18 protein-coding genes and 2 pseudogenes are annotated in these 19,258 nt (G+C 62.4%); 7 read left to right on the top strand and 13 right to left on the bottom strand.

Features of this window, described 5'->3' with window-relative positions; genetic code table 11:
• Window positions 1–182: 182 nt before the first annotated feature.
• The 3 genes from LPB73_RS09590 (at window position 183) to LPB73_RS09580 (ending at window position 1,571) form a co-directional block, all read left to right on the top strand.
• Window positions 183–833 carry a glutathione S-transferase family protein gene (locus LPB73_RS09590; RefSeq protein WP_231080423.1) on the top strand — a complete coding sequence of 217 codons (651 nt, stop codon included), beginning with the start codon at window positions 183–185 and terminating at the stop codon, window positions 831–833.
• A 70-nt stretch (window positions 834–903) separates the two neighbouring features.
• The gene (locus LPB73_RS09585; RefSeq protein ID WP_231080422.1) at window positions 904–1,146 is read left to right on the top strand and encodes a type II toxin-antitoxin system Phd/YefM family antitoxin; all 243 of its coding nucleotides are present in this window, start codon (window positions 904–906) and stop codon (window positions 1,144–1,146) included.
• Window positions 1,146–1,571, top strand: a complete 426-nt coding sequence (locus LPB73_RS09580) for a type II toxin-antitoxin system VapC family toxin (protein ID WP_231080421.1) — start codon at window positions 1,146–1,148, stop codon at window positions 1,569–1,571. The genes LPB73_RS09585 and LPB73_RS09580 overlap by 1 nt, the downstream gene beginning before the upstream one ends.
• A gap of 85 nt (window positions 1,572–1,656) precedes the next feature.
• Here LPB73_RS09580 and LPB73_RS09575 read toward each other — a convergent pair whose 3' ends face one another.
• The 4 genes and pseudogenes from LPB73_RS09575 to LPB73_RS09560 form a co-directional block, all read right to left on the bottom strand.
• A complete protein-coding gene (locus LPB73_RS09575) occupies window positions 1,657–2,310 on the bottom strand; it encodes an alpha/beta fold hydrolase (protein WP_231080420.1) in 654 nt (217 codons plus the stop codon).
• A 73-nt stretch (window positions 2,311–2,383) separates the two neighbouring features.
• Window positions 2,384–2,452, bottom strand: a pseudogene (locus LPB73_RS09570) (GMP synthase); the annotation flags it as partial.
• 71 nt (window positions 2,453–2,523) lie between these two features.
• Entirely contained in the window at window positions 2,524–5,310 is a 2,787-nt protein-coding gene (locus LPB73_RS09565) for a bifunctional aconitate hydratase 2/2-methylisocitrate dehydratase (protein WP_231080419.1), read from the bottom strand.
• A gap of 312 nt (window positions 5,311–5,622) precedes the next feature.
• Window positions 5,623–6,519, bottom strand: a complete 897-nt coding sequence (locus LPB73_RS09560; protein WP_231080418.1) for a LysR family transcriptional regulator — start codon at window positions 6,517–6,519, stop codon at window positions 5,623–5,625.
• A gap of 260 nt (window positions 6,520–6,779) precedes the next feature.
• Here LPB73_RS09560 and LPB73_RS09555 point away from each other — a divergent pair, with 260 nt between their 5' ends.
• Together LPB73_RS09555 and LPB73_RS09550 are read left to right on the top strand one after the other, a co-directional pair.
• A complete protein-coding gene (locus tag LPB73_RS09555; protein WP_231080417.1) occupies window positions 6,780–7,514 on the top strand; it encodes an SDR family NAD(P)-dependent oxidoreductase in 735 nt (244 codons plus the stop codon).
• 16 nt (window positions 7,515–7,530) lie between these two features.
• Complete coding sequence (locus LPB73_RS09550) at window positions 7,531–8,130, top strand: NADPH-dependent F420 reductase (RefSeq protein ID WP_231080416.1); 600 nt, start codon at window positions 7,531–7,533, stop codon at window positions 8,128–8,130.
• A 167-nt stretch (window positions 8,131–8,297) separates the two neighbouring features.
• Here the strand turns inward: LPB73_RS09550 and LPB73_RS09545 are convergent.
• From LPB73_RS09545 to LPB73_RS09520, 6 genes and pseudogenes are all read right to left on the bottom strand, one after another.
• Window positions 8,298–8,393, bottom strand: a pseudogene (locus tag LPB73_RS09545) (hypothetical protein); the annotation flags it as partial.
• Complete coding sequence (locus LPB73_RS09540; RefSeq protein ID WP_231080415.1) at window positions 8,392–9,261, bottom strand: NAD(P)H-binding protein; 870 nt, start codon at window positions 9,259–9,261, stop codon at window positions 8,392–8,394. The gene LPB73_RS09540 and the pseudogene LPB73_RS09545, both read right to left, overlap by 2 nt.
• A 62-nt stretch (window positions 9,262–9,323) precedes the next feature.
• A complete protein-coding gene (locus LPB73_RS09535; RefSeq protein WP_231080414.1) occupies window positions 9,324–10,220 on the bottom strand; it encodes a helix-turn-helix transcriptional regulator in 897 nt (298 codons plus the stop codon).
• Window positions 10,221–10,328: 108 nt separating this feature from the next.
• Window positions 10,329–11,936 carry a glutamine-hydrolyzing GMP synthase gene (guaA, locus tag LPB73_RS09530; RefSeq protein WP_231080413.1) on the bottom strand — a complete coding sequence of 536 codons (1,608 nt, stop codon included), beginning with the start codon at window positions 11,934–11,936 and terminating at the stop codon, window positions 10,329–10,331.
• Between the two features lie 172 nt (window positions 11,937–12,108).
• Window positions 12,109–13,416: an RsmB/NOP family class I SAM-dependent RNA methyltransferase gene (locus LPB73_RS09525; RefSeq protein ID WP_231080411.1), complete on the bottom strand. Its 1,308-nt coding sequence runs from the start codon at window positions 13,414–13,416 to the stop codon at window positions 12,109–12,111.
• A gap of 40 nt (window positions 13,417–13,456) precedes the next feature.
• Complete coding sequence (locus LPB73_RS09520) at window positions 13,457–13,807, bottom strand: hypothetical protein (protein WP_231080409.1); 351 nt, start codon at window positions 13,805–13,807, stop codon at window positions 13,457–13,459.
• Between the two features lie 165 nt (window positions 13,808–13,972).
• Here LPB73_RS09520 and LPB73_RS09515 point away from each other — a divergent pair, with 165 nt between their 5' ends.
• Both LPB73_RS09515 and LPB73_RS09510 read left to right on the top strand, forming a co-directional pair.
• Complete coding sequence (locus LPB73_RS09515) at window positions 13,973–14,668, top strand: acriflavin resistance protein (RefSeq protein WP_231080408.1); 696 nt, start codon at window positions 13,973–13,975, stop codon at window positions 14,666–14,668.
• A 70-nt stretch (window positions 14,669–14,738) separates the two neighbouring features.
• Window positions 14,739–15,590, top strand: a complete 852-nt coding sequence (locus LPB73_RS09510) for a metallophosphoesterase family protein (protein WP_231080407.1) — start codon at window positions 14,739–14,741, stop codon at window positions 15,588–15,590.
• Between the two features lie 24 nt (window positions 15,591–15,614).
• On the opposite strand, the gene LPB73_RS09505 is transcribed toward LPB73_RS09510, so the two are convergent.
• From LPB73_RS09505 to guaB, 3 genes are all read right to left on the bottom strand, one after another.
• Entirely contained in the window at window positions 15,615–16,637 is a 1,023-nt protein-coding gene (locus LPB73_RS09505) for an NADP-dependent oxidoreductase (protein WP_231080406.1), read from the bottom strand.
• An 87-nt stretch (window positions 16,638–16,724) separates the two neighbouring features.
• Window positions 16,725–17,351 (bottom strand): hypothetical protein, encoded by a 627-nt coding sequence (locus LPB73_RS09500; protein ID WP_089263866.1) that lies wholly within the window; start codon window positions 17,349–17,351, stop codon window positions 16,725–16,727.
• Window positions 17,352–17,601: 250 nt separating this feature from the next.
• Window positions 17,602–19,089 (bottom strand): IMP dehydrogenase, encoded by a 1,488-nt coding sequence (gene guaB, locus LPB73_RS09495; RefSeq protein WP_089263865.1) that lies wholly within the window; start codon window positions 19,087–19,089, stop codon window positions 17,602–17,604.
• Window positions 19,090–19,258: the final 169 nt, after the last annotated feature.

Here is a 19,258-nt window from a genome sequence, read left to right as displayed (position 1 = left end):
TCTCTAAGTTAGCAGCTCGCTCAATGGTCAATGCTCTCGGTTTCGCAGAATATCCGTGGTCCGGCGGGGTCCGATGACAGGTTCGGCCCGCGAAATTCCGCGGCCAAAAATCGAAATCGGTTGTCGGGAGAGGTGCTGCTCGTTCGTCCTAGGGATGCGAAACACCCAGGTGGAGAGAAACAATGCCCACGATTAGCGCCTTTGAACGGTCTCCCGATCGCGGAAGAGGATTGGCGCGTGACATGAGCGTTCGCTGGGCGCTCGAAGAGGTGGGCCAGCCTTACGACGTTCGCCTGCTGTCGTTCGCTGAGATGAAAGAACCCGCACATCGCAGGCTTCATCCCTTCGGACAGATCCCGACCTACGAAGACGGCGACCTCATGCTGTTCGAGTCGGGGGCGATCATCTTCCATATCGCGGAGCGCCATCCGGGCCTGCTGCCAGACGATGCGAATGCCAGGGCGCGCGCGATCGCCTGGATGTTCGCCGCGCTCAGCACCGTGGAGCCGCCGATCGTAGAACGCGGAGCCGCAACACTCACAGAGCGCGACAAGACCTGGTACGCGACGCGCCTGCCAATCCTCGACGATCGCGTTCGCGCCCGACTGGCAGACCTGTCCATCCGCCTTGGCGACGCCGACTGGCTCGACGGCGGGTTCAGCGCCGGCGACCTGCTGATGGTGACGGTGCTGCGCAGATTGAACGGGTCGGGACTACTGGAGGACTATCCGAACCTCTGCGCCTACATCGCCCGCGGCGAAGCGCGGCCCGCCTACAAGCGCGCCTTCGCCGATCAACTGGCGGTCTTCACCGGCAAGCCACCGACCGGCTAACAAAAGTCCGCTCTGGGGTCACTGGAACTCTCCAGAGCTATATGACCATGTAGATGGTCAGGAGCGGCATATGAACGCGATCAAGCTGGCAGATGCAAAGACCCATTTGAGCGAACTTGTCGATCGGGTCGAGGCGGGAGATTCGATCGACATCACCCGGCGCGGAAAGCCGGTCGCGCGGCTCACGGCCGTGGCCAGGCCGCGCAAGCCAATTGACGCGGCCCAGCTCCAGTCCCTGACAGCGAGCATGCCGTTGCAGACACAGGCCGCCGCCGATCTGGTGCGATCGATGCGGGACAGCGACCGCTCCTGATGCTCTATCTGGACACGTCGCTGATCGTCGCCGCGCTTTCGAACGCGGCGATGACGTCATACGTCCAGGATTGGCTTGCCGAACAGGATCCCGCGCAGCTTCTGATCAGCGACTGGACCATCACCGAGATGTCCTCAACCTTGGCAATGAAGCTGCGAACCTTGCAGATCCATCCGGAACAGCGCGCGGCTGCGCTGGCCATGTTCAGCAGACTGGTCGTCGAGAGTTTTACGGTGTTGCCGGCGACTGGCAGACACTTCAGAACGGCCGCAAAGTTCGTCGATCAACACACACTCGGACTCCGCACCGGCGAGGCGCTGCATCTTGCCCTCGCCGCGGAGCATGGCGCTACGGTGCAGACGCTGGATCAGCGCTTGGCCGACGCCGGGCCGGTGCTGGGTGTACCGACGAAATTGCTGGCGTGAGACGTAGGGCGCAACAGCGAAGCGTATTGCGCCACCCATCTGCAATGCGGCGGAATATGCTTCGCTATTCTGCGCCACTTGCTGATCAGACGTGAGCCAGCAATATATCGGCCAGCGCCTCGGGCTTGTGCCGCGCGATATTGTGCCCGCAATCAAAGGCAAAGGTCGACCACTCCGGATCGTCACTCAAGCGTTTGTGCAGATCATGAAATGGGCTTCCTTCCCATCCAAATGCACCGACGAAGGTCTTGCGCGGCACGTCATGCCAACGTCCGCGGAGCTTGATCGATTGGAGAAACGTCCCGATTGGTTGCGGCCGGCATCGCGGATCGAGATTGGGAGGCGGCGTGCAAGTGAGGCCATCAGCCTCAACCCCCGCGACAAAGAGATCACGAAAGCGAGGCGTCGTCAGTGACCATACGGAATCGCCTGTATCAGGTACATAGGCGTCCACATAGACTAGCGCCCGGATTTGCGATGGCTCAGTATCAGCGGCGCCACTCACGATCATTCCACCGTAGGACTGGCCAACAATGACCAGGTCATCGTGTTGCGCCCCTGCGGTAGCGACGACTTCACCAATGTGAGTATCAAGATTAGCCGTTGGGGCAGGAGCATCGCCCAGCCCTGCAAGAGTCATCGGTACGGCTTTGTGACCGTGCGCTGTGAGAATCTCGGCGACCTGTTGGTAGATCCAGCCACCCTGCCAGCCCCCGGGGATGAGGATAAAGGTGGCCATATTGTTCACTCCTGGCTCTGAGCTTGAAGCGCCGACAGTCCGATCGACTACAATCAGACGACGGCGCTCACCATCACTCCCACTCGATCGTCCCGGGCGGCTTGCTCGTAATGTCATACACCACGCGATTGATGCCCCGCTCGCGTACCACCCCCACAGCGCGGCAGGCATTCACCTGCCAACGCCGATCTTGAACAGCCCTCGTTACCCGCCTTAGTAGTGGACGGACGCCCCCATCGCGCCGATCTTCGGCGGTGCGAACTTGGTCAGGTCGATGCCTTCGACGGCGGCCTTGTATTCTTCGGCGCTCGGCGTGCGACCAAGGATCGCCGACAGCACCACGACCGGGGTCGAGGCCAGCAGCGATTCACCCTTCTTCTCGGCGGTGTCTTCCACGACGCGGCCCTGGAACAGACGGGTTGAGGTCGCCAGAACGGTATCGCCCTTCTCCGCCTTTTCCTGGTTGCCCATGCACAGGTTGCAGCCCGGACGTTCGAGATACAGGATGTTCTCGTAGGCGGTGCGGTTCGCGGTCTTCGGCTTCACATCGTCGAATTCGAAGCCGGAATACTTCTGCAGGATTTCCCAATCCCCTTCGGCCTTCAGCTCGTCGATGATGTTGTAGGTCGGAGCCGCGACGACCAGCGGCGCGTTGAACGCGACCTTGCCTTCGGCCTTCTCGATGTTCTTGAGCATCTGGGCGACGATCTTCATGTCGCCCTTGTGCACCATGCACGAGCCCACGAAGCCGAGGTCGACCTTCTTGGTGCCGCCGTAATAAGAAATCGGACGGATCGTGTCGTGGGTGTAGCGCCTGGACACATCGGCGTTGTTCACGTCGGGATCGGCGATCATCGGCTCGTCGATGATATCAAGATCGACGACGACTTCGGCGAAGTATTTCGCATTGGCGTCCGGCGTCAGCGCGGGCTTCTCGCCCGAACGGATCTCGGCGATGCGCGCATCGGCCTTGGCGATCAGGCCCTTCAGCGTGCCCGCGGCATTGTCCATGCCCTTGTCGATCATGATCTGGATCCGCGACTTGGCGATCTCCAGCGACTCGATCAGCGTGTCGTCCTGCGAAATGCAGATCGACGCCTTAGCCTTCATCTCGGCCGTCCAGTCGGTGAAGGTGAAGGCCTGGTCGGCGAGCAGCGTGCCGAGATGGACCTCGATGATCCGGCCCTGGAAAACATTGTCGCCGCATTGCTTGAGCATCTGCGCCTGGGTCGCATGGACCACGTCGCGGAAGTCCATATGCGGCTGCATCGCGCCCTTGAACGTGACCTTGACCGATTGCGGGATCGGCATCGTCGCCTCGCCGGTCGCCAGCGCCAGCGCCACTGTGCCGGAGTCGGCACCGAAGGCGACGCCCTTGGACATGCGGGTGTGGCTGTCGCCGCCGATGATGATGGCCCAGTCATCCACGGTGATGTCGTTCAGCACCTTGTGGATGACATCGGTCATCGCATGATAGCTGCCCTTGGGATCGCGCGCGGTGATCACGCCGAAATTGTTCATGAAGCTCATCAGCTTCGGAATGTTGACCTGCGCCTTCTTGTCCCACACCGATGCCGTGTGGCAGCCCGACTGATAGGCGCCGTCGACGATCGGCGAGATGACGGTGGCCGCCATCGCTTCCAGCTCCTGCGCGGTCATCAGGCCGGTGGTGTCCTGCGAGCCGACGATGTTGACCTTGACGCGCACGTCCGAGCCCGCATGCAGCACCTTGCCGCCGAGCACGCCCACGGCGTTGCGGTTGAAGATCTTCTCGACCGCGGTCAGGCCCTGACCTTCGACCGAGATCTCCTTGTTCGGAGCGAAAACCGGGGTCGGCTCGACGCCCAGGGTTTCGGCGGCAAAGGTCTGGAGCTTCTTGCCGAACACGATGGCATAGGAGCTGCCGGCCTTCATGAACTCCATCTTCTGCGGCGTGAAGGCGGCAGCGACGTCGACCAGTTCCTTGCCGTTTTCGTCGCGCAGCTTCTTGTCCTTGGCATCGAGCGTCAGGACGGTGCCGGTATCGACCGCAAATTTCTGTTCGAGGACCGGGTTGCCGTCGTTGTTCAGGATCGGCTTGCCGTCCGCGTCGAGTTTCTTGACCCAGTTCTTGAGATTGACGCCGATGCCGCCGGTGACGTCCACCGTCGTCGCGAAGATCGGCGAGATGCCGTTGGTGCCGGCGACGACCGGGGCGAAGTTGACGAAGGGCACATAGGGGCTGGCCGGCTTGCCGGTCCACAGCGCCACGTTGTTCACGCCCGACATGCGCGACGAGCCCACGCCCATCGTGCCCTTCTCGGCGATCATCATCACGCGCTTGTCGGGATGCTGCTTCTGCAGCGCCACGATTTCCTGCTGCGCTTGCGGCGTCATCATGCACTGGCCGTGCAGCTCACGGTCCGAGCGCGAATGCGCCTGGTTGCCGGGCGACAGCAGGTCGGTCGAGATATCGCCTTCGGCGGCGACGTAGGTCACGACCTTGATCTCGTCTGCGACGTCAGGAAGCTTGGTGAAGAACTCGGCCTTGGCATAGCTCTCGAGCACGCCCTTGGCGACGGCATTGCCCGCCTTGAAGGCATCGCGCAGCCGGAACATGTCGGCGTCGTAGAGGAAGAACTGGGTCTTCAGAACTTCACCAGCCTGCTTCGCAAGCCCGGTATCACTGCCGAGCGTGACGTCGAGCAGCACGCCGATCGAGGGGCCGCCCTTCATGTGCGACAGCAGTTCCAGCGCGAAGGTCGGCGTGATTTCCGGGACGATCGCCTCACCGAGGATAATCTCCTTCAGGAACGCGGCCTTGACGCCTGCGGCGCTCGTGGTGCCCGGCAGGGTGTTGTAGATGAAGAATTTCAGGGCGTCGGCGCGGTATTCGCTGCCGGTGTCCTTGATCAGGGCGATGATTTCGCCGGTGAGTGCGCCGTCGTCGATCGGTTTGGGAGCGAGGCCTTGAGCTTTTCTGCTTTCGATTTCAGCGAGGTAATCTGAATAGAGGCTCATCGTCATCCCAACGTCATGAGGTGGTTGACGCTGGAAACGCAGCGCCACCAACCGTTATTGTTAAAACCGGTCTAAAGGCGAATTCGGCTTCGAGTACGTCAATCGCGACCGACTGACAAGATACTGCATTGCAGTAAAAATAGCCCTTTAAATTCGGCGTTCAACGGTCAAAACATGACGGCAGGCATGCTTGCCGGGCTGAAATGCTGGTTCTCACCCGACCTGTCGCAAAAAAACTCTCCGAAGACACGTCCGAAAGGTCGGCCTGACCCGCCACCGTCAGCAAATTGGTGGTCGGCGACCCGCCGCGCGTCAGTCGCGCGATACGGACAGCCCCGCGAGCAGCGGCGCGTAGGCGGCGAGCCTTCCGGATACGAACTCAGTAAAGAGCCGCACGCGCTTCGTCTTGCGTGTTTCCCCCTGCGTGAGAAGCCAGAGCGTCCCATGCATGGGCAGGTCGGTGCCCGGCACCCTCACCAATAGAGCGTCAGCATCTCCGACGAAGCACGGCAGTTTTGTCATCCCGATCCCTTGCCGTACAGCAACGATCTGCGTCTCGGCGTCCGGGGTCCTGAACGGAACTCCCGTGGTGTGAACCTCTCCCTCGCGCGCCCAGGCGGGGAGTCCATGATTGTCTATGACGATCCACCGGATGGGATCAGGCGTGCCCGCACGCCACGCGGCTAGTCGATCGCGAGACATGTAGACACCGCTGAACAGCTCCGGTCCTTTCAGGCCGTGAAGATTGAGCGGCAGAGTCTTGCGGTTGGCGACAATGCGGATCGCCACGTCGGCCTCTCGGTTGGTCAGATTTGCCACCTCGCCGGTCGACATGATTTCCATCTCGATGTCCGGATGCATACGCGCGAAATCGGCGAGATCCGGCATGAGCAGGTGTGTCGCGAGGAACGGTGGAAGCGTCACCCGTAAAAGCCCGCGCGCGCTCTGGTCGCGACCGAAGATGCGCGTCTCCAGCAAATGCGACGACGCTTCCATCTGGTCGGCGAATTCGAGGACCTCCTCGCCCGCAGCCGTCAGGCGATAGCCCGAAGGCAGCTTTTCAAACATCTGCACCCCAAGGCGTGCCTCGAGCTGTCCGATGCGTCGCAGCACGGTTGCGTGGTTCACGCCGAGGCGTTCGGCGGCAGCCCGCACCGAGCCTCCGCGCGCGACGGCCAGAAAATAGCGAACGTCATCCCAGTCGATCATGGTGCAATCCCGCACCGTGCGGCGCGCCTTCCAAGCCCGTATCCAAACATGGTGCAACAATACGGGCTGTCGTCATAGCCTATGGCGACGAGCGCGGTCCAATTCCGACCGGCGGACACCGATCGCCGCGGCTAGCGTTAGTCGTCCAGCCGGATCGATTTCGCACCACCGATGTGCGCGCTTCCGCACTCAACGCCTGACGCCGGCAGACCCATCTCCAGGTTCTCGGGGACAGTCCCGACACCACGACAGGAGAAGTTATGGGAAAGCTAGACGGTAAGGTTGCAGTCATCACGGGTGGATCGAGCGGCATGGCGCTGGCGAGCGCCAAGCTGTTCGTCGAAGAAGGCGCCCATGTGTTCATCACGGGCCGGAGGCAGGAGACGCTCGATGAGGCCGTCAAGCTGATCGGCCGGAATGTGACCGGCGCACGCGGCGACGCGGCCAATCTCGACGACCTCGACCGCCTGTTCGATACGGTCAAGCGGGAAAAGGGCAGGATCGACGTCCTGTACGCGAGCGCCGGCACGGGCGAAGCCGTCCCACTGGGCGAAATTACCGAGCAGCATTTCGATGCGACCTTCGGCCTGAACGCGCGCGGCACGCTCTTTACTGTTCAGAAGGCGTTGCCGCTGTTCAACGATGGCGGATCAATCTTCATGACCGGGTCAGTTGCTTCGCTCAAAGGTTTTCCCGGTTACAGCGTGTATGCGGCGAGCAAGGCGACGCTGCACGCATTTGCACGCGGATGGCTCAACGAACTCAAGAGCAGGAATATCCGGGTGAACGTGCTGCACCCGGGACCGATCGCCACACCGATGCAGGACCAGGTTCTCACCCCGGAGGCGAAGCAGATGTTCGAATCCCTGATCCCGCGGGGAACGATGGGTCGCCCTGAGGAAATTGCGGCGGTCGCACTGTTTCTTGCGTCAGACGATTCAAGCTTCGTGAATGGGCTGGAGTTGTCTGTCGACGGCGGCTTCTCGGCGATCTGAAAATCGGAGAAGCATCATGAGCTACGCGATTATAGGATTCGGCAAGATAGGCCAGGCCCTCGCCCACGCCTTCGCCCGTAAGAACATCGAGGTGACCGTCGCGAGCCGCCGGCCGCCCGAGGCGTTGGCGACACAGGCTCGGGCGATTGGACCCACGGTGGTCGCCAAGTCGCTGTGGGATGCACTCGAGGCCGACACGATCATCCTGGCGGTCCCGTTCGGCGAGCATCGCGAGGTTGCGAAGGCCCTGCCGAACTGGAAAGGCAAGACGGTCATCGACGCGATGAACGCGTTTCCAGTCCCTGAAGAGCTGGACGGTCTGCCGTCCTCCGCCTTCGTTGCGAAGTCGTTCACCGGCGCCAGGCTCGTCAAAGGCTTCAATCACCTGATTGCAGCCACACTGGCGACCGATCCGATCGTCGAGGGCGGCCACCGGGTCGTCTTTCTGTCTGGTGACGACGAGGATGCGATCGCTCCCGTGGCGGCCCTGGCCAAGCAACTCGGCTTCGCACCCGTCAAGCTGGGAAAGCTCAACGAAGGTGGCGCGCTGGTCCACGCACGCGGTCGCACCTGGGGCCCGCTCATCTTCCAGCATCTGTTCAAGAAGGAGCAGTGATCGATCGACGGCCGTGTGATCGACGCCGAGAACCGGTCGCGCGCGCGAACGTCTTCGAGCAGCGCGCGACTGAATGTTTGAAGGCCACAAAGTCGCGAAGGTTGGGGTGGGCTAGGATTCGCTCGAGTGTCCCCCGCGATCCGATACGACGTCCCGGTACTCCCCCTTCACTCCCACTCGATCGTCCCGGGCGGCTTGCTCGTGATGTCATACACAACGCGGTTGACGCCCTTCACCGCGTTGGTGGTCCGCGTCGCGGCTTTATCTCAGAAACGGCTGCAGCGCGTCGATCAATTCGGTAGTGCCATATCGAATCTCGCCGGCATTTGGCTCGACGTCGATCAGGCCGCCCCTGTTGTGAGCCTCGTTGGCTTTGATCAGGAGTTCGGCGAGGCTGCCGGGCATGTTTCGCTCAAAGGTCTCTTTCCATTGCGAGCGAGGCACGACCCGTGCGTGAATGGTGCGCCCCGATAGCTCGGTCAGCGCCGTCGCCACGTCGTTGGCACTATACCGGCGTGGCCCTTCGGCGTGGACAACATCCAGGTCCTTCTCGCCGGGCCGCAACAACAGGTCGGCGGCGATCAGGCCGAGGTCTGCAGCTGCAATCGTGGGGAACACCATGTCGACGACGTTGTGGAAGGTTGGCAAGTTGCCGGACGCCATGGCCACGGGAATAACACGGGCCCAATTGTGCATATGTTCCGCTGATCGCAGGACCGTCCTGGGGACATTGAGTTGGCCCAGCCGCTCCTCCAGTCCATTGAAAATAGTGGGCATCCCGATGTCATCGGTGACGTGCGCGCCGTAGTCGGAAATGGCCAGCATCCGTTTTGGGGACGCCTGTGCGAGCGCCCTGGCGATGCTGTCGATCGATTGCCGTAGCTCTTCAGCCGGATCCCTTACCTTGAGTGCTACCGGGACGATGATCTGTACGGCATCCGCACCTGCGATCGCCTTGGCGAGGGCCTCGGCATCCTGCAGATCAGCCAGAGCGATCTCGCACCCGAGCTCTTTGAGCGCCGCCGCCTTTGCCGCATCGCGTAGAATCGCTCTGACCGGCACGCCAGCCTTGCGCAGGGCCATCGATGTTGAATAGCCGACGTTTCCGGCGGCGCCAACGATTGCAAACATGTTCAATTCCTCTCTTGCGATGTGCAAGACTTAAGGAATGCGAGAGTTGGCTTCGCTCAGATTCAGACAGATCTTAGCAATTTCGGGCCGATTTCGCGTGCCGGCCGCGTAATATCGCCAGGGGTCTGGCCGAAAATGCGGCGCATCGTCGAGGCCATATGACTCTGATGGGAAAAACCGGCGACAAAAGCAATCTCACTTGCAGGCATCGTCGTCGTGGCGATCAAAGCGCGTGCGTATTCCGTGCGGCGGCGTATCACATATTGATGCACGGACATCCCCGTGCTGTTACGGAATAGCGTCTTGAGACGCGTGACGCTGACCCCGGCAACTTTCGCCAGATCGGCGAGATGAAGTTGCTGACCGAGATTCATCTCGATGAACTCGGTCAGCAGTTTCAGATGACGCGCAGACATCCTTGACGCACCGTCAGCTCCCGGGAGCGGACGACCGTCAGTGGCGGTTTCTAACAGCCGGACCGCCAACGCGCTCGCCAGATGATCGATGTAAAGCGGATCAGACGGTGTGTCTGCCTCGAGATCCGCCTTTATGGCCCAGCCGATTGCCTCAATGCGGGCGTCACGGAGTTGAAGACGCGGGACGAATTCGATTTTCGCAACATCCCTCCCGAGGTCCTCGGCGACCTGTTCCATAAGCGATGAGTGAAGACGCAGCCGGAGAATTTGGCAATCCGCATCGTCCTCCCAGGAGCCATCCATTCCCGCCGGAATGAAATCGATGTCGCCCGACTTTTGCACACGCCGCATCCGCTTGCCACCAACGGAACAATCTGCGTTGACGGGCGGACCGAAATGCATGCCTAGCGTATGCAATCCGCCAGCCGGTGCTCGCAACAAGCCACGCGGGATATTGATAAGAACGGCATCGAGCGCACTCCACGCTCTTCCGGCACTTGAAAAGAGGACCTGAGGCGACGGCTGCGGAGAAGGAAGTGCCATGGTCCGACGCCCTTTTACCTAGCGATCAATGACAATGTGGATCAGGCCACAAAGATCAAATCTGCAATCCTGTTAAATCCTCCGCCAACTACGCCAGACGACGCGCCCCTACTCCCACTCAATCGTCCCCGGCGGCTTGCTGGTGATGTCATACACCACGCGGTTGACGCCCTTCACCTCGTTGATGATCCGCGTTGCAGTCTCGCCGAGGAATTTCATGTCGAAGGCGTAGAAGTCGGCGGTCATGCCGTCGGTGGAGGTCACGGCGCGCAGGCCGACGACGTATTCATAGGTGCGGCCGTCGCCCATCACGCCGACGGTCTTCACCGGCAAGAGTACAGCGAAGGCCTGCCAGATGGTGTCGTAGAGATCGGCCTTGCGGATCTGGTCGATATAGACGGCATCGGCCTCGCGGAGGATGTCGAGCTTCTCGCGCGTGATCTCGCCGGGGCAGCGGATCGCGAGGCCGGGGCCCGGGAACGGATGGCGGCCGACGAAGATGTCCGGCAGGCCGAGTTCGCGGCCGAGATCGCGGACCTCGTCCTTGAACAGTTCGCGCAAAGGCTCGACCAGCTTCATGTTCATGCGGGCCGGAAGGCCGCCGACATTGTGGTGCGACTTGATGGTGACTGAAGGTCCGCCGGTGAAGGAGACGCTCTCGATCACGTCGGGATACAGCGTGCCCTGCGCGAGGAAATCCGCGCCGCCGATCTTCTTGGCCTCGGCATCGAACACGTCGATGAACAGACGGCCGATGGTCTTGCGCTTCACTTCGGGATCGGTGACGCCTTCGAGCTCGCCGAGGAACGTCTTCGATGCATCCACATGCACCAGCGGGATGTTGTAGTGGTGCCGGAACAGATCAACGACGGTCTTGGCCTCGTCCTTGCGCAGCATGCCGTGATCGACGAATACGCAAGTGAGCTGGTCGCCGATCGCTTCATGGATCAGCACAGCGGCCACAGCGGAGTCGACGCCGCCGGAGAGACCGCAGATCACCTTGCCCTTGCCAACCTGGGCGCGGATCTTCTCGATGGCTTCCTCGCGGAAGGCGCGCATGGTCCAGTCGCCGGTGAAGCCGGCGATGTTGCGCACGAAGTTGCGGATCAGCTTCGCGCCGTCGGGCGTATGCGCCACTTCCGGATGAAACTGCATCGCGTAGAATTTTCTGGTGTCGTCGGCGATGATCGAGATCGGCGAGCCCGGCGCCTTGGCGACGGCGCGAAAGCCGTCGGGCATCTTGGTGACGCGGTCGCCATGGCTCATCCAGACGTCGTATTTGCCACCCACTTCCCACACCCCGTCGAACAGCGCGCAGGTATCGGTGATCTCGATGGCGGCGCGGCCGAATTCGCGATGATGCCCAGCCTCGACAGTGCCGCCGAGCTGCTGCGCCATGGTCTGTTCGCCGTAGCAGATGCCCAGCACCGGCACGCCAGCGGTGAGGATCGACAGCGGCGCCGACGGCGCGTTGTCGTCGAGCACCGAGGCCGGGCCGCCGGACAGGATCACGGCCTTCGGCTTCATTTCGGCGAAGGCAGCCTCCGCCTTGTTGAACGGCACGATTTCGGAATAGACGCCCTCCTCGCGGACGCGCCGCGCAATCAGCTGCGTCACCTGAGAGCCGAAATCGACGATCAGAATCTTGTCATGCGCCGAGGCCACATGGGGTGACGGATCGGCGGGCGAAACGGAGCTTTTGCTGGGGGCTGTCATAGCGAGGAATTACGCGACTCACGGCGGGGTCGCAAGGCTGAAAAGGCTGTCATGGCAGCCCTGCACCGGCCTATCCCCGTCATTGCGAGGAGCCCTTGCGACGAAGCAATCCAGTCTTCGCTTGTGGCCTTCTGGATTGCTTCGCTGCGCTCGCAATGACGGCGAAGGGGTCTCAGCCTACCGGCTGGCGCTTCATCACCGACACGAAAAACCCGTCCGTTCCCGTCTTCCGCGGGGTCATCAGCAGGCCTTCCGGGCTCTGATAGGTCGCCGCGGCGAAATCCTCGGCTTTGTCCCACAGCACCGACATCACCTGCGCCGGCGGGACCACCGAAAACTCCGGCTGGCGGGCGGTAAAGGCGCGGATCTGGTCGCGGTTTTCCTGGGGAAGCACCGAACAGGTCACATAGGCGATCCGGCCACCCGGCTTCACCAGCGCCACCGCGCGGTCGAGGACCTCGGCCTGGTCCTTGATCCGGACCTCGAGGGCGCCCGGCCGCATCCGCCATTTGGCGTCGGGATTGCGGCGCCAGGTGCCGGTGCCGGTGCATGGCGCGTCGATCAGCACGAGGTCCGCGGAGTTGTGAATGTCGCTCAGCGTATCATCCGGGCCCTTCGGGGTGCGGATATCGGCATTGTGGATACCGGCGCGCGACAGCCGCTCGTGGATCGGTGCGAGCTGGCGCTTGTCGGCATCGGTGGCGATCAGCCGGCCCTTGCCCTGCATCATCGCCGCCAGCGCCAGCGTCTTGCCGCCGGCGCCCGCGCAGAGGTCGATCACCTGCTCACCCGGCTTGGCACCGGACAGCAGGGCCGCGAGCTGCGAGCCCTCGTCCTGCACCTCGATGCCGCCCTTGATGAAATCCTCCTCGGCATGGATGCCGGGATTGCGCGCATCGGCGCCGAGCTCGATGCGTAGCCCCAAAGGCGACCAGAGCGTTTCGGTGGCGCCGAGATGGCGCAGCGAGCCCAGCACCTTCTCGCGCTTGGCCTTCAGCGTGTTGACGCGCAGGTCCAGCGGCGCGCGGCTGGCCATGGCGGTGGCTTCCGCCACGCGATCGTCGCCGAATACATCGGCCAGCTGGCCGTCGAGCCATTCCGGATAATCGCCGGCGATATGCGCCGGTGCATCCGCCACCGTGCGCGACGCCAGCGCCGAACGCTCCGCGTCAGACAGCGGCGCCGGCGCAAAACCGCTGCCGTCACAGAGCGCGGCAATCGTATCGACATCCATCCTGCGCTCGGCCTTGAGCATGCCGAGCAGCCGCGCCCGCGACGTGTCGTCGTCCATGATCCAGGCGCTGGAGGCGCGCCGCCGCAGCACGTCCCAGACCAGCCCGGAAATCCCGGCCCGGTCGCCGGAGCCGGCGAAGCGGTGCGCGGTGCCCCATTCCTTCAGCGCCTTGGCGGCGGGGACACGCTGGGTGTCGATGGCCTCGATCACTTCGATCGCGGCGGAGAGGCGTGCGGCGGGAGTCATGGCAATCTTTCAACGGAGAGAGGCGCGACGCCGCTCCCGATCAGATCAGGAGAAGCATCCGTAGCGCGAAGTAGAACCACATCGCCAACAACACAAGCGCGCTGGCGAGCCAGGCCTGCGATCCCCGGCTATTGGCAATGAATCCGGTGCCCACGAAGCGGGCGATCACGAAGATCCAGGACAGGCAGACCAGCACCAGATCGATCTTGCGCAGCGGCAGGCCGATGGCGATCAGCGCATAGAACAGCAGATCGAGCTGCGGAGCGGTATTCGGCAGATCGCCGGCGTCGTTGCGGCTCAGCAGGCCGCCGCGCCGGCCGGTCCAGAAGAACATGCCCAGCGTAATCGCCACCAGCACGAAAACCGGCAACAAAACCCATTGAATCGACATTGAAATTTCCTCAGCCCGGGGAATTCAGAGCCGCGCGGCACCCCGCTCGCGCTACAGACCCGCCCCTTGGAACATGACGATTAACCGGCCCAAGAGTTCCATATGAGTTCCATATCGGTTCCATGCAGGTTCCATTGAACCGGCTGGGCGGCCCTCGACACCCATTTGCAGGCGCTGCCCGGCGGCGCGCCAGCCTCAAGAGTTCTGCCCGTGAGCCCCGCCATGGCCTATCTCGATGCCCTCTTTGCGATGCTGACGCCCGGCGACCCGGACAGCTGGGCCGGCCTCACGATGTCGGCGTTGGCCGGCGCCGCCGCGGCGCTCGCGGTGGCCATCCTGCTGAATCTCTATTTCCGGGCCCGATATCGCTCGGTCCATGACGTGGTCCACCACGGCGTCGCGGCGCTGGCCGTGCTGGGCCTCCTGGCCTTCGCCGCCACCGACATGCGCCACACGGCACTGGGCTATCTCGGCATCAATCCGACCAGACCCGCCGTCGAATTCGAAATCCGCCTGCCCGACGCGGTCGCGGCGAAGATCATCGCGGAAGCCACGCAGATCGAATTGCATACCGACCGCAACCAGGCCCTCGCCGCCATCAGCGAAGGCCCGACTTTCACGAACAAGGGCGAGAGCATTCTCAGGGGTACCGTGCCGCTGAAATTTCGCACGGCGCAGCGTGTGATGATCGTGAACGTGCCGGGCGAAGCACCGCTGATATTCAAACTGCGGCTGGCCGCAAGCCCGAGCCACTCGACTGAATTCAGCCCGTGGCATCTGGTCGATCACGTGAGCGCTTCAGCCAGTGCAGGCAAGACGGCCCGCAACGACGGCTATGCAATCAGATATCGCGTGATCTAACCTTTCGGTTGCACAAGCCATCTGGCTGACATCCGGAACGGCTACACTCCCCACTAGAGGAGTTCCCGCCATGTCCGAATTCCGCTTGATCCAGATCACCGATACGCATCTCGGCGCAGGCTTTCCGCAGTTCGCCGCAAATTTCCAGCGCGTCTGCGCGTTCATCGACGCGGCAAAGCCAGACCTCGTCATCAATAGTGGCGACCTTGCCTTCGATGGCCCGGGCCATCCCGATGACCTCGCCTTTGCCAGGTCACTGCATGACGCCCTTCCCGTCGCCTGCCGCTATCTGCCGGGCAATCACGACATCGGCGACAACCCGACTCTGGTCGCCCCGCCGCCAAGCCAACTGATTTCCGAGCAGAACCGGCAGGCATTCGTCTCGGTCTTTGGACACGACCACTGGCGCTTCAACGCGGCCGGCTGGTGTTTCATCGGTCTGAACTCGTTGATCATGAATAGCGGGCTCGCCTGCGAAGAGGAACAGTTCGACTGGCTCGCCTCGCAACTGGCGGGCCTGAACGGACGGCCGCTGGCGCTGTTCATCCACAAGCCGCTATTTCTGAATGCACCGGACGATCCGGAACTGGCCGCAACGTCGATCCGCTACGTCCCGATGCCGGCGCGCCGGCGTCTCATCGATCTGCTTGACCCTGTCGATCTGCGGCTCGTCGCCTGTGGTCATGTGCACCAGCGGCGCGACACCATATGGCGCGGCGTCAGGCACATCTGGGCGCCCTCAAGTAGTTTCATCATTGGTCCGGAGGACAAGCAGGAGACGATCGGCGTCAAGGAAGTCGGGCTCGTGGAATACAGTTTCCAGCCCGACGGCTTTGAAGTGCGTCACCGCCGCGCGCCGGGCCAGACTGACATCGATCTGTTCACCGTCATCAATGCGGACGGCACGGTGCGCCCGCAGTGATGACAGCCTGAAGGCGTATTCGCCTTACGCCTTGTCGGCGCCGACACGCACGAGCTGCTTGCCGAAATTCGCGCCCTTCAGCAGCCCCATGAACGCCGTTGGCGCGTTATCGAGACCTTCGGTGACGTGCTCCTTGTACTTTACCTTGCCCTCGCGCACCCATTGCGACATGTCACGCAGGAAGTCGCCATGCATCGACGCAAAGTCACGCACGATGAATCCGCGGAAGTTGAGGCGCTTGGTGAGCACGTTGCGCATCATCGCGCCGGCCCATTTCGGCGCCTCCGACGTCGTATCGTTGTATTGTGCGATCAATCCGCAAACCGGAATGCGCGCGAAGAAGTTCAGCAGCGGAAACACTGCCTCGAACACCGCGCCGCCGACATTCTCGAAATACACATCGATGCCGTTGGGGCACGCGGCCTTGAGCTTTGCCGGAAAATCCGGATCGCGATGATCGAGGCATTCATCGAAGCCGAGTTCTTCCTTCACATAGCGGCACTTGTCGGCGCCGCCCGCGATACCGATGGCACGTGCGCCCTTGATCTTCGCAATCTGGCCGACCGCAGAGCCGACCGCGCCGGAGGCTGCGGCAACGACCACAGTTTCGCCGGCCTGCGGATTTCCAATGGCAAGCAGGCCGGTATAGGCGGTCATGCCCGGCATCCCGAGAATGCCGACGGCCGTCGAGATCGGTGCCAGCTTCGGATCGAGCTTGCGCAGCCCCTTGCCGTCGGAGATCGCGTGGGTCTGCCAGCCGGCATGAGCCAGCACGATATCGTCCTTCGCGAAACCCGGATTGTTCGAAGCGATCACCTCGCACACGGTACCGCCTTCCATCACGCCATCCACCGGCACCGGCGCGGCATAGGACGGGCCGTCATTCATGCGGCCGCGCATATAGGGATCGAGCGACAGCCAGATCGTGCGCAGCAGCACTTCGCCCTCACCCGGCGTCGGCACCGCATAATCCTCGATACGGAAATTCGATGGGCCGGGCTCACCGTGTGGGCGCGATGCGAGAACGACGCGTTTGGCTGCTGACATGGGAATTCTCCGTTTCTATTTCTTGATCGCAAAAAAATGCGGCGCGCGATGATCGCGCGCCGCATTCAAAACGTAAACCGGCAAATATCAGGCCGTGATCTTCGCCAGCACCTTGTCGAATGCTGCAGCTGCGCTGTCGAGATCCTTGAAGGACAGACCGCCGTCGGCCGACTGCTTCTGCGCCGCCGTTGCCGTCGGACGGATTTCAGCCACGGGCTTGCCGCCGTCGAGCATCGTCAGCGGTGCGATCACCTGAAATTCATGCGCCTCGATCGGCTGATCCTTGAGCAGGAACACGCTGAGCGACGCGATATCGGTGCCGCGACGATAGGAGATGTAGCGATCGACTGCGACCGAGCCATCGCGCTGCATGCCGCCGAGCTTGGCATGGCCATCGGAGCCGAGCAGCTTGTGCGCCTTGAAGCCCTTCACGCCTTCGGACTTCGCCTTGGCGGTCGCTTCGGAGAGATCGTATTTCTCGGCCATCGCCTTGCCGACCGTGGCGAGCTCCGCCGACATGTCATGCTCGAACTGCTTGGCCTCGCTGCGCGGCTGGCCGATCCTGCGCGGCTTGTCGGCATTACGCTTGGCGAGCTCGGTGGTGCAAAGCTCAACCAGCGCCGTGACCTCGCGGCGTGTGGCGTTCTCACGCAGGTTTTTCAGTTGCGCGGTGTCGAGAGCCGCAATGCGTTCGTCCGTCCATTCAATGGCCATAGTATCCAACGTTCTTTTCTGCGGGTGTTACTTCGACGCGTGACGAGGTCATTGTCGAAAATGAGCATCACAACGCGGCGCCAAGCTCCGCGGCCGGGTTCGTCCGGCCCTGGAAATCCATAACGGGACATCCATGGCCGACAGCGCACGTGACGCGCGAACAATAGCGCGTTTTCGCCGATCTGTGGGGCTCAATTTAGGCAGCGATGCCTATGCGGCACTGCGAAAGTGCCGCATATCACGCATATAGTTAAGCGCCGCCCGGATAGTTCGGGCTTTCACGGGTAATCGTCACGTCATGCACGTGGCTTTCCCGCAGGCCGGCGCTGGTGATGCGGACGAATTCTGCCTTGTCGTGGAATTCGGTCAGCGTCTTGGCGCCCACATAGCCCATGGCGGCGCGCAGGCCGCCGGCGAGCTGATGCATCACATTGGCCACCGGGCCCTTATAGGGCACCTGGCCCTCGATGCCTTCCGGCACCAGCTTGAGCGTGTCCTTGATGTCCTGCTGGAAGTAGCGATCCGCCGAACCGCGCGCCATGGCGCCCACCGAGCCCATGCCGCGATAGGCCTTGTAGGAACGGCCCTGCCACAGGAACACTTCGCCGGGGGTCTCGTCGGTGCCCGCGAGCAGCGAGCCGACCATGGCGATGTCAGCGCCGGCAGCGAGCGCCTTGGCGAGATCGCCGGAGAATTTGATGCCGCCGTCGGCGATGATCGGAATGTTGTGCTTCTTCGCGGCTTCCACCGCATCCATGATCGCGGTGAGCTGCGGCACGCCGACGCCGGCGACGATGCGTGTGGTGCAGATCGAGCCCGGGCCGATGCCGACCTTGATCGCATCCGCACCTGCATCGATCAGCGCCTGCGCGCCTTCGGTGGTGGCGATGTTGCCGGCGATCACCTGCACGGAGTTCGAAATCTTCTTGATGCGCGTGACGGCTTCCAGCACGCGCATCGAATGACCATGCGCGGTGTCGACAACAACGACATCGACGCCCGCATCGATCAGACGTTCGGTGCGCTCGAAACCACCCTCGCCCACAGTGGTTGCGGCAGCTACACGCAGACGGCCCTGCGCGTCCTTGCTGGCAAGCGGATGCGCGACGGCCTTGTCCATGTCCTTCACGGTGATCAGGCCGACGCAGCGATACTGATCGTCGACGACGAGCAGCTTCTCGATGCGATGCTTGTGCAGCATGCGCTTGGCTTCATCCTGGCTGACGCCTTCACGCACGGTGACGAGATTCTCGTGCGTCATCAGTTCGGAAATTTTCTGGTTCGGATTGCTGGCGAAGCGCACGTCGCGATTGGTGAGAATGCCGACCAGCTTGCCGGGGACGTCCTTGCTCGCACCGGTGACGACGGGAATGCCGGAGAAGCCGTGCTCGCTCATCAGCGCCAGCGCTTCGGCCAGCTTGGCATCGGGGCCGATGGTGAGCGGATTTACCACCATGCCGGATTCGTACTTCTTGACCTGCCGGACCTGCGCGGCCTGGCCCTCCGGATCGAAGTTGCGGTGGATCACGCCGAGACCGCCGGCCTGCGCCATGGCGATCGCCATGCGGGCCTCGGTGACGGTATCCATCGCCGATGCGATGATCGGAATATTGAGCGGAATGGCACGGGTGGCGTGGGAGCGGATATCGGCGTCGGAAGGCAGGATGTCCGACAGGCCGGGCTTCAGCAGAACGTCATCGAACGTGTACGCTTCGCGGATCTTCTGAACGACTGCCATTGCCAACTCCATGCGGCGACCTCGGGATCGCGGTAGAAACCTCTGGATGCACCAATTCGACGGCGGCGCAGGACACCGTCGTCGAATCTGAACCCATAAGTAGGATTGGCGGTGGTCGATAGCATGCTGCTGCACGAAATCAAAGCGTTTGGCAGCCATGCACAGGGAT

Origin of the sequence: Tardiphaga sp. 37S4 (assembly GCF_021044645.1) — a bacterium.
In the GTDB taxonomy this organism is placed as follows: domain Bacteria; phylum Pseudomonadota; class Alphaproteobacteria; order Rhizobiales; family Xanthobacteraceae; genus Tardiphaga; species Tardiphaga robiniae.
The sequence above is the reverse complement of the archived record's forward strand: the minus strand, read 5'-3'. Positions and strand labels throughout refer to the sequence as shown.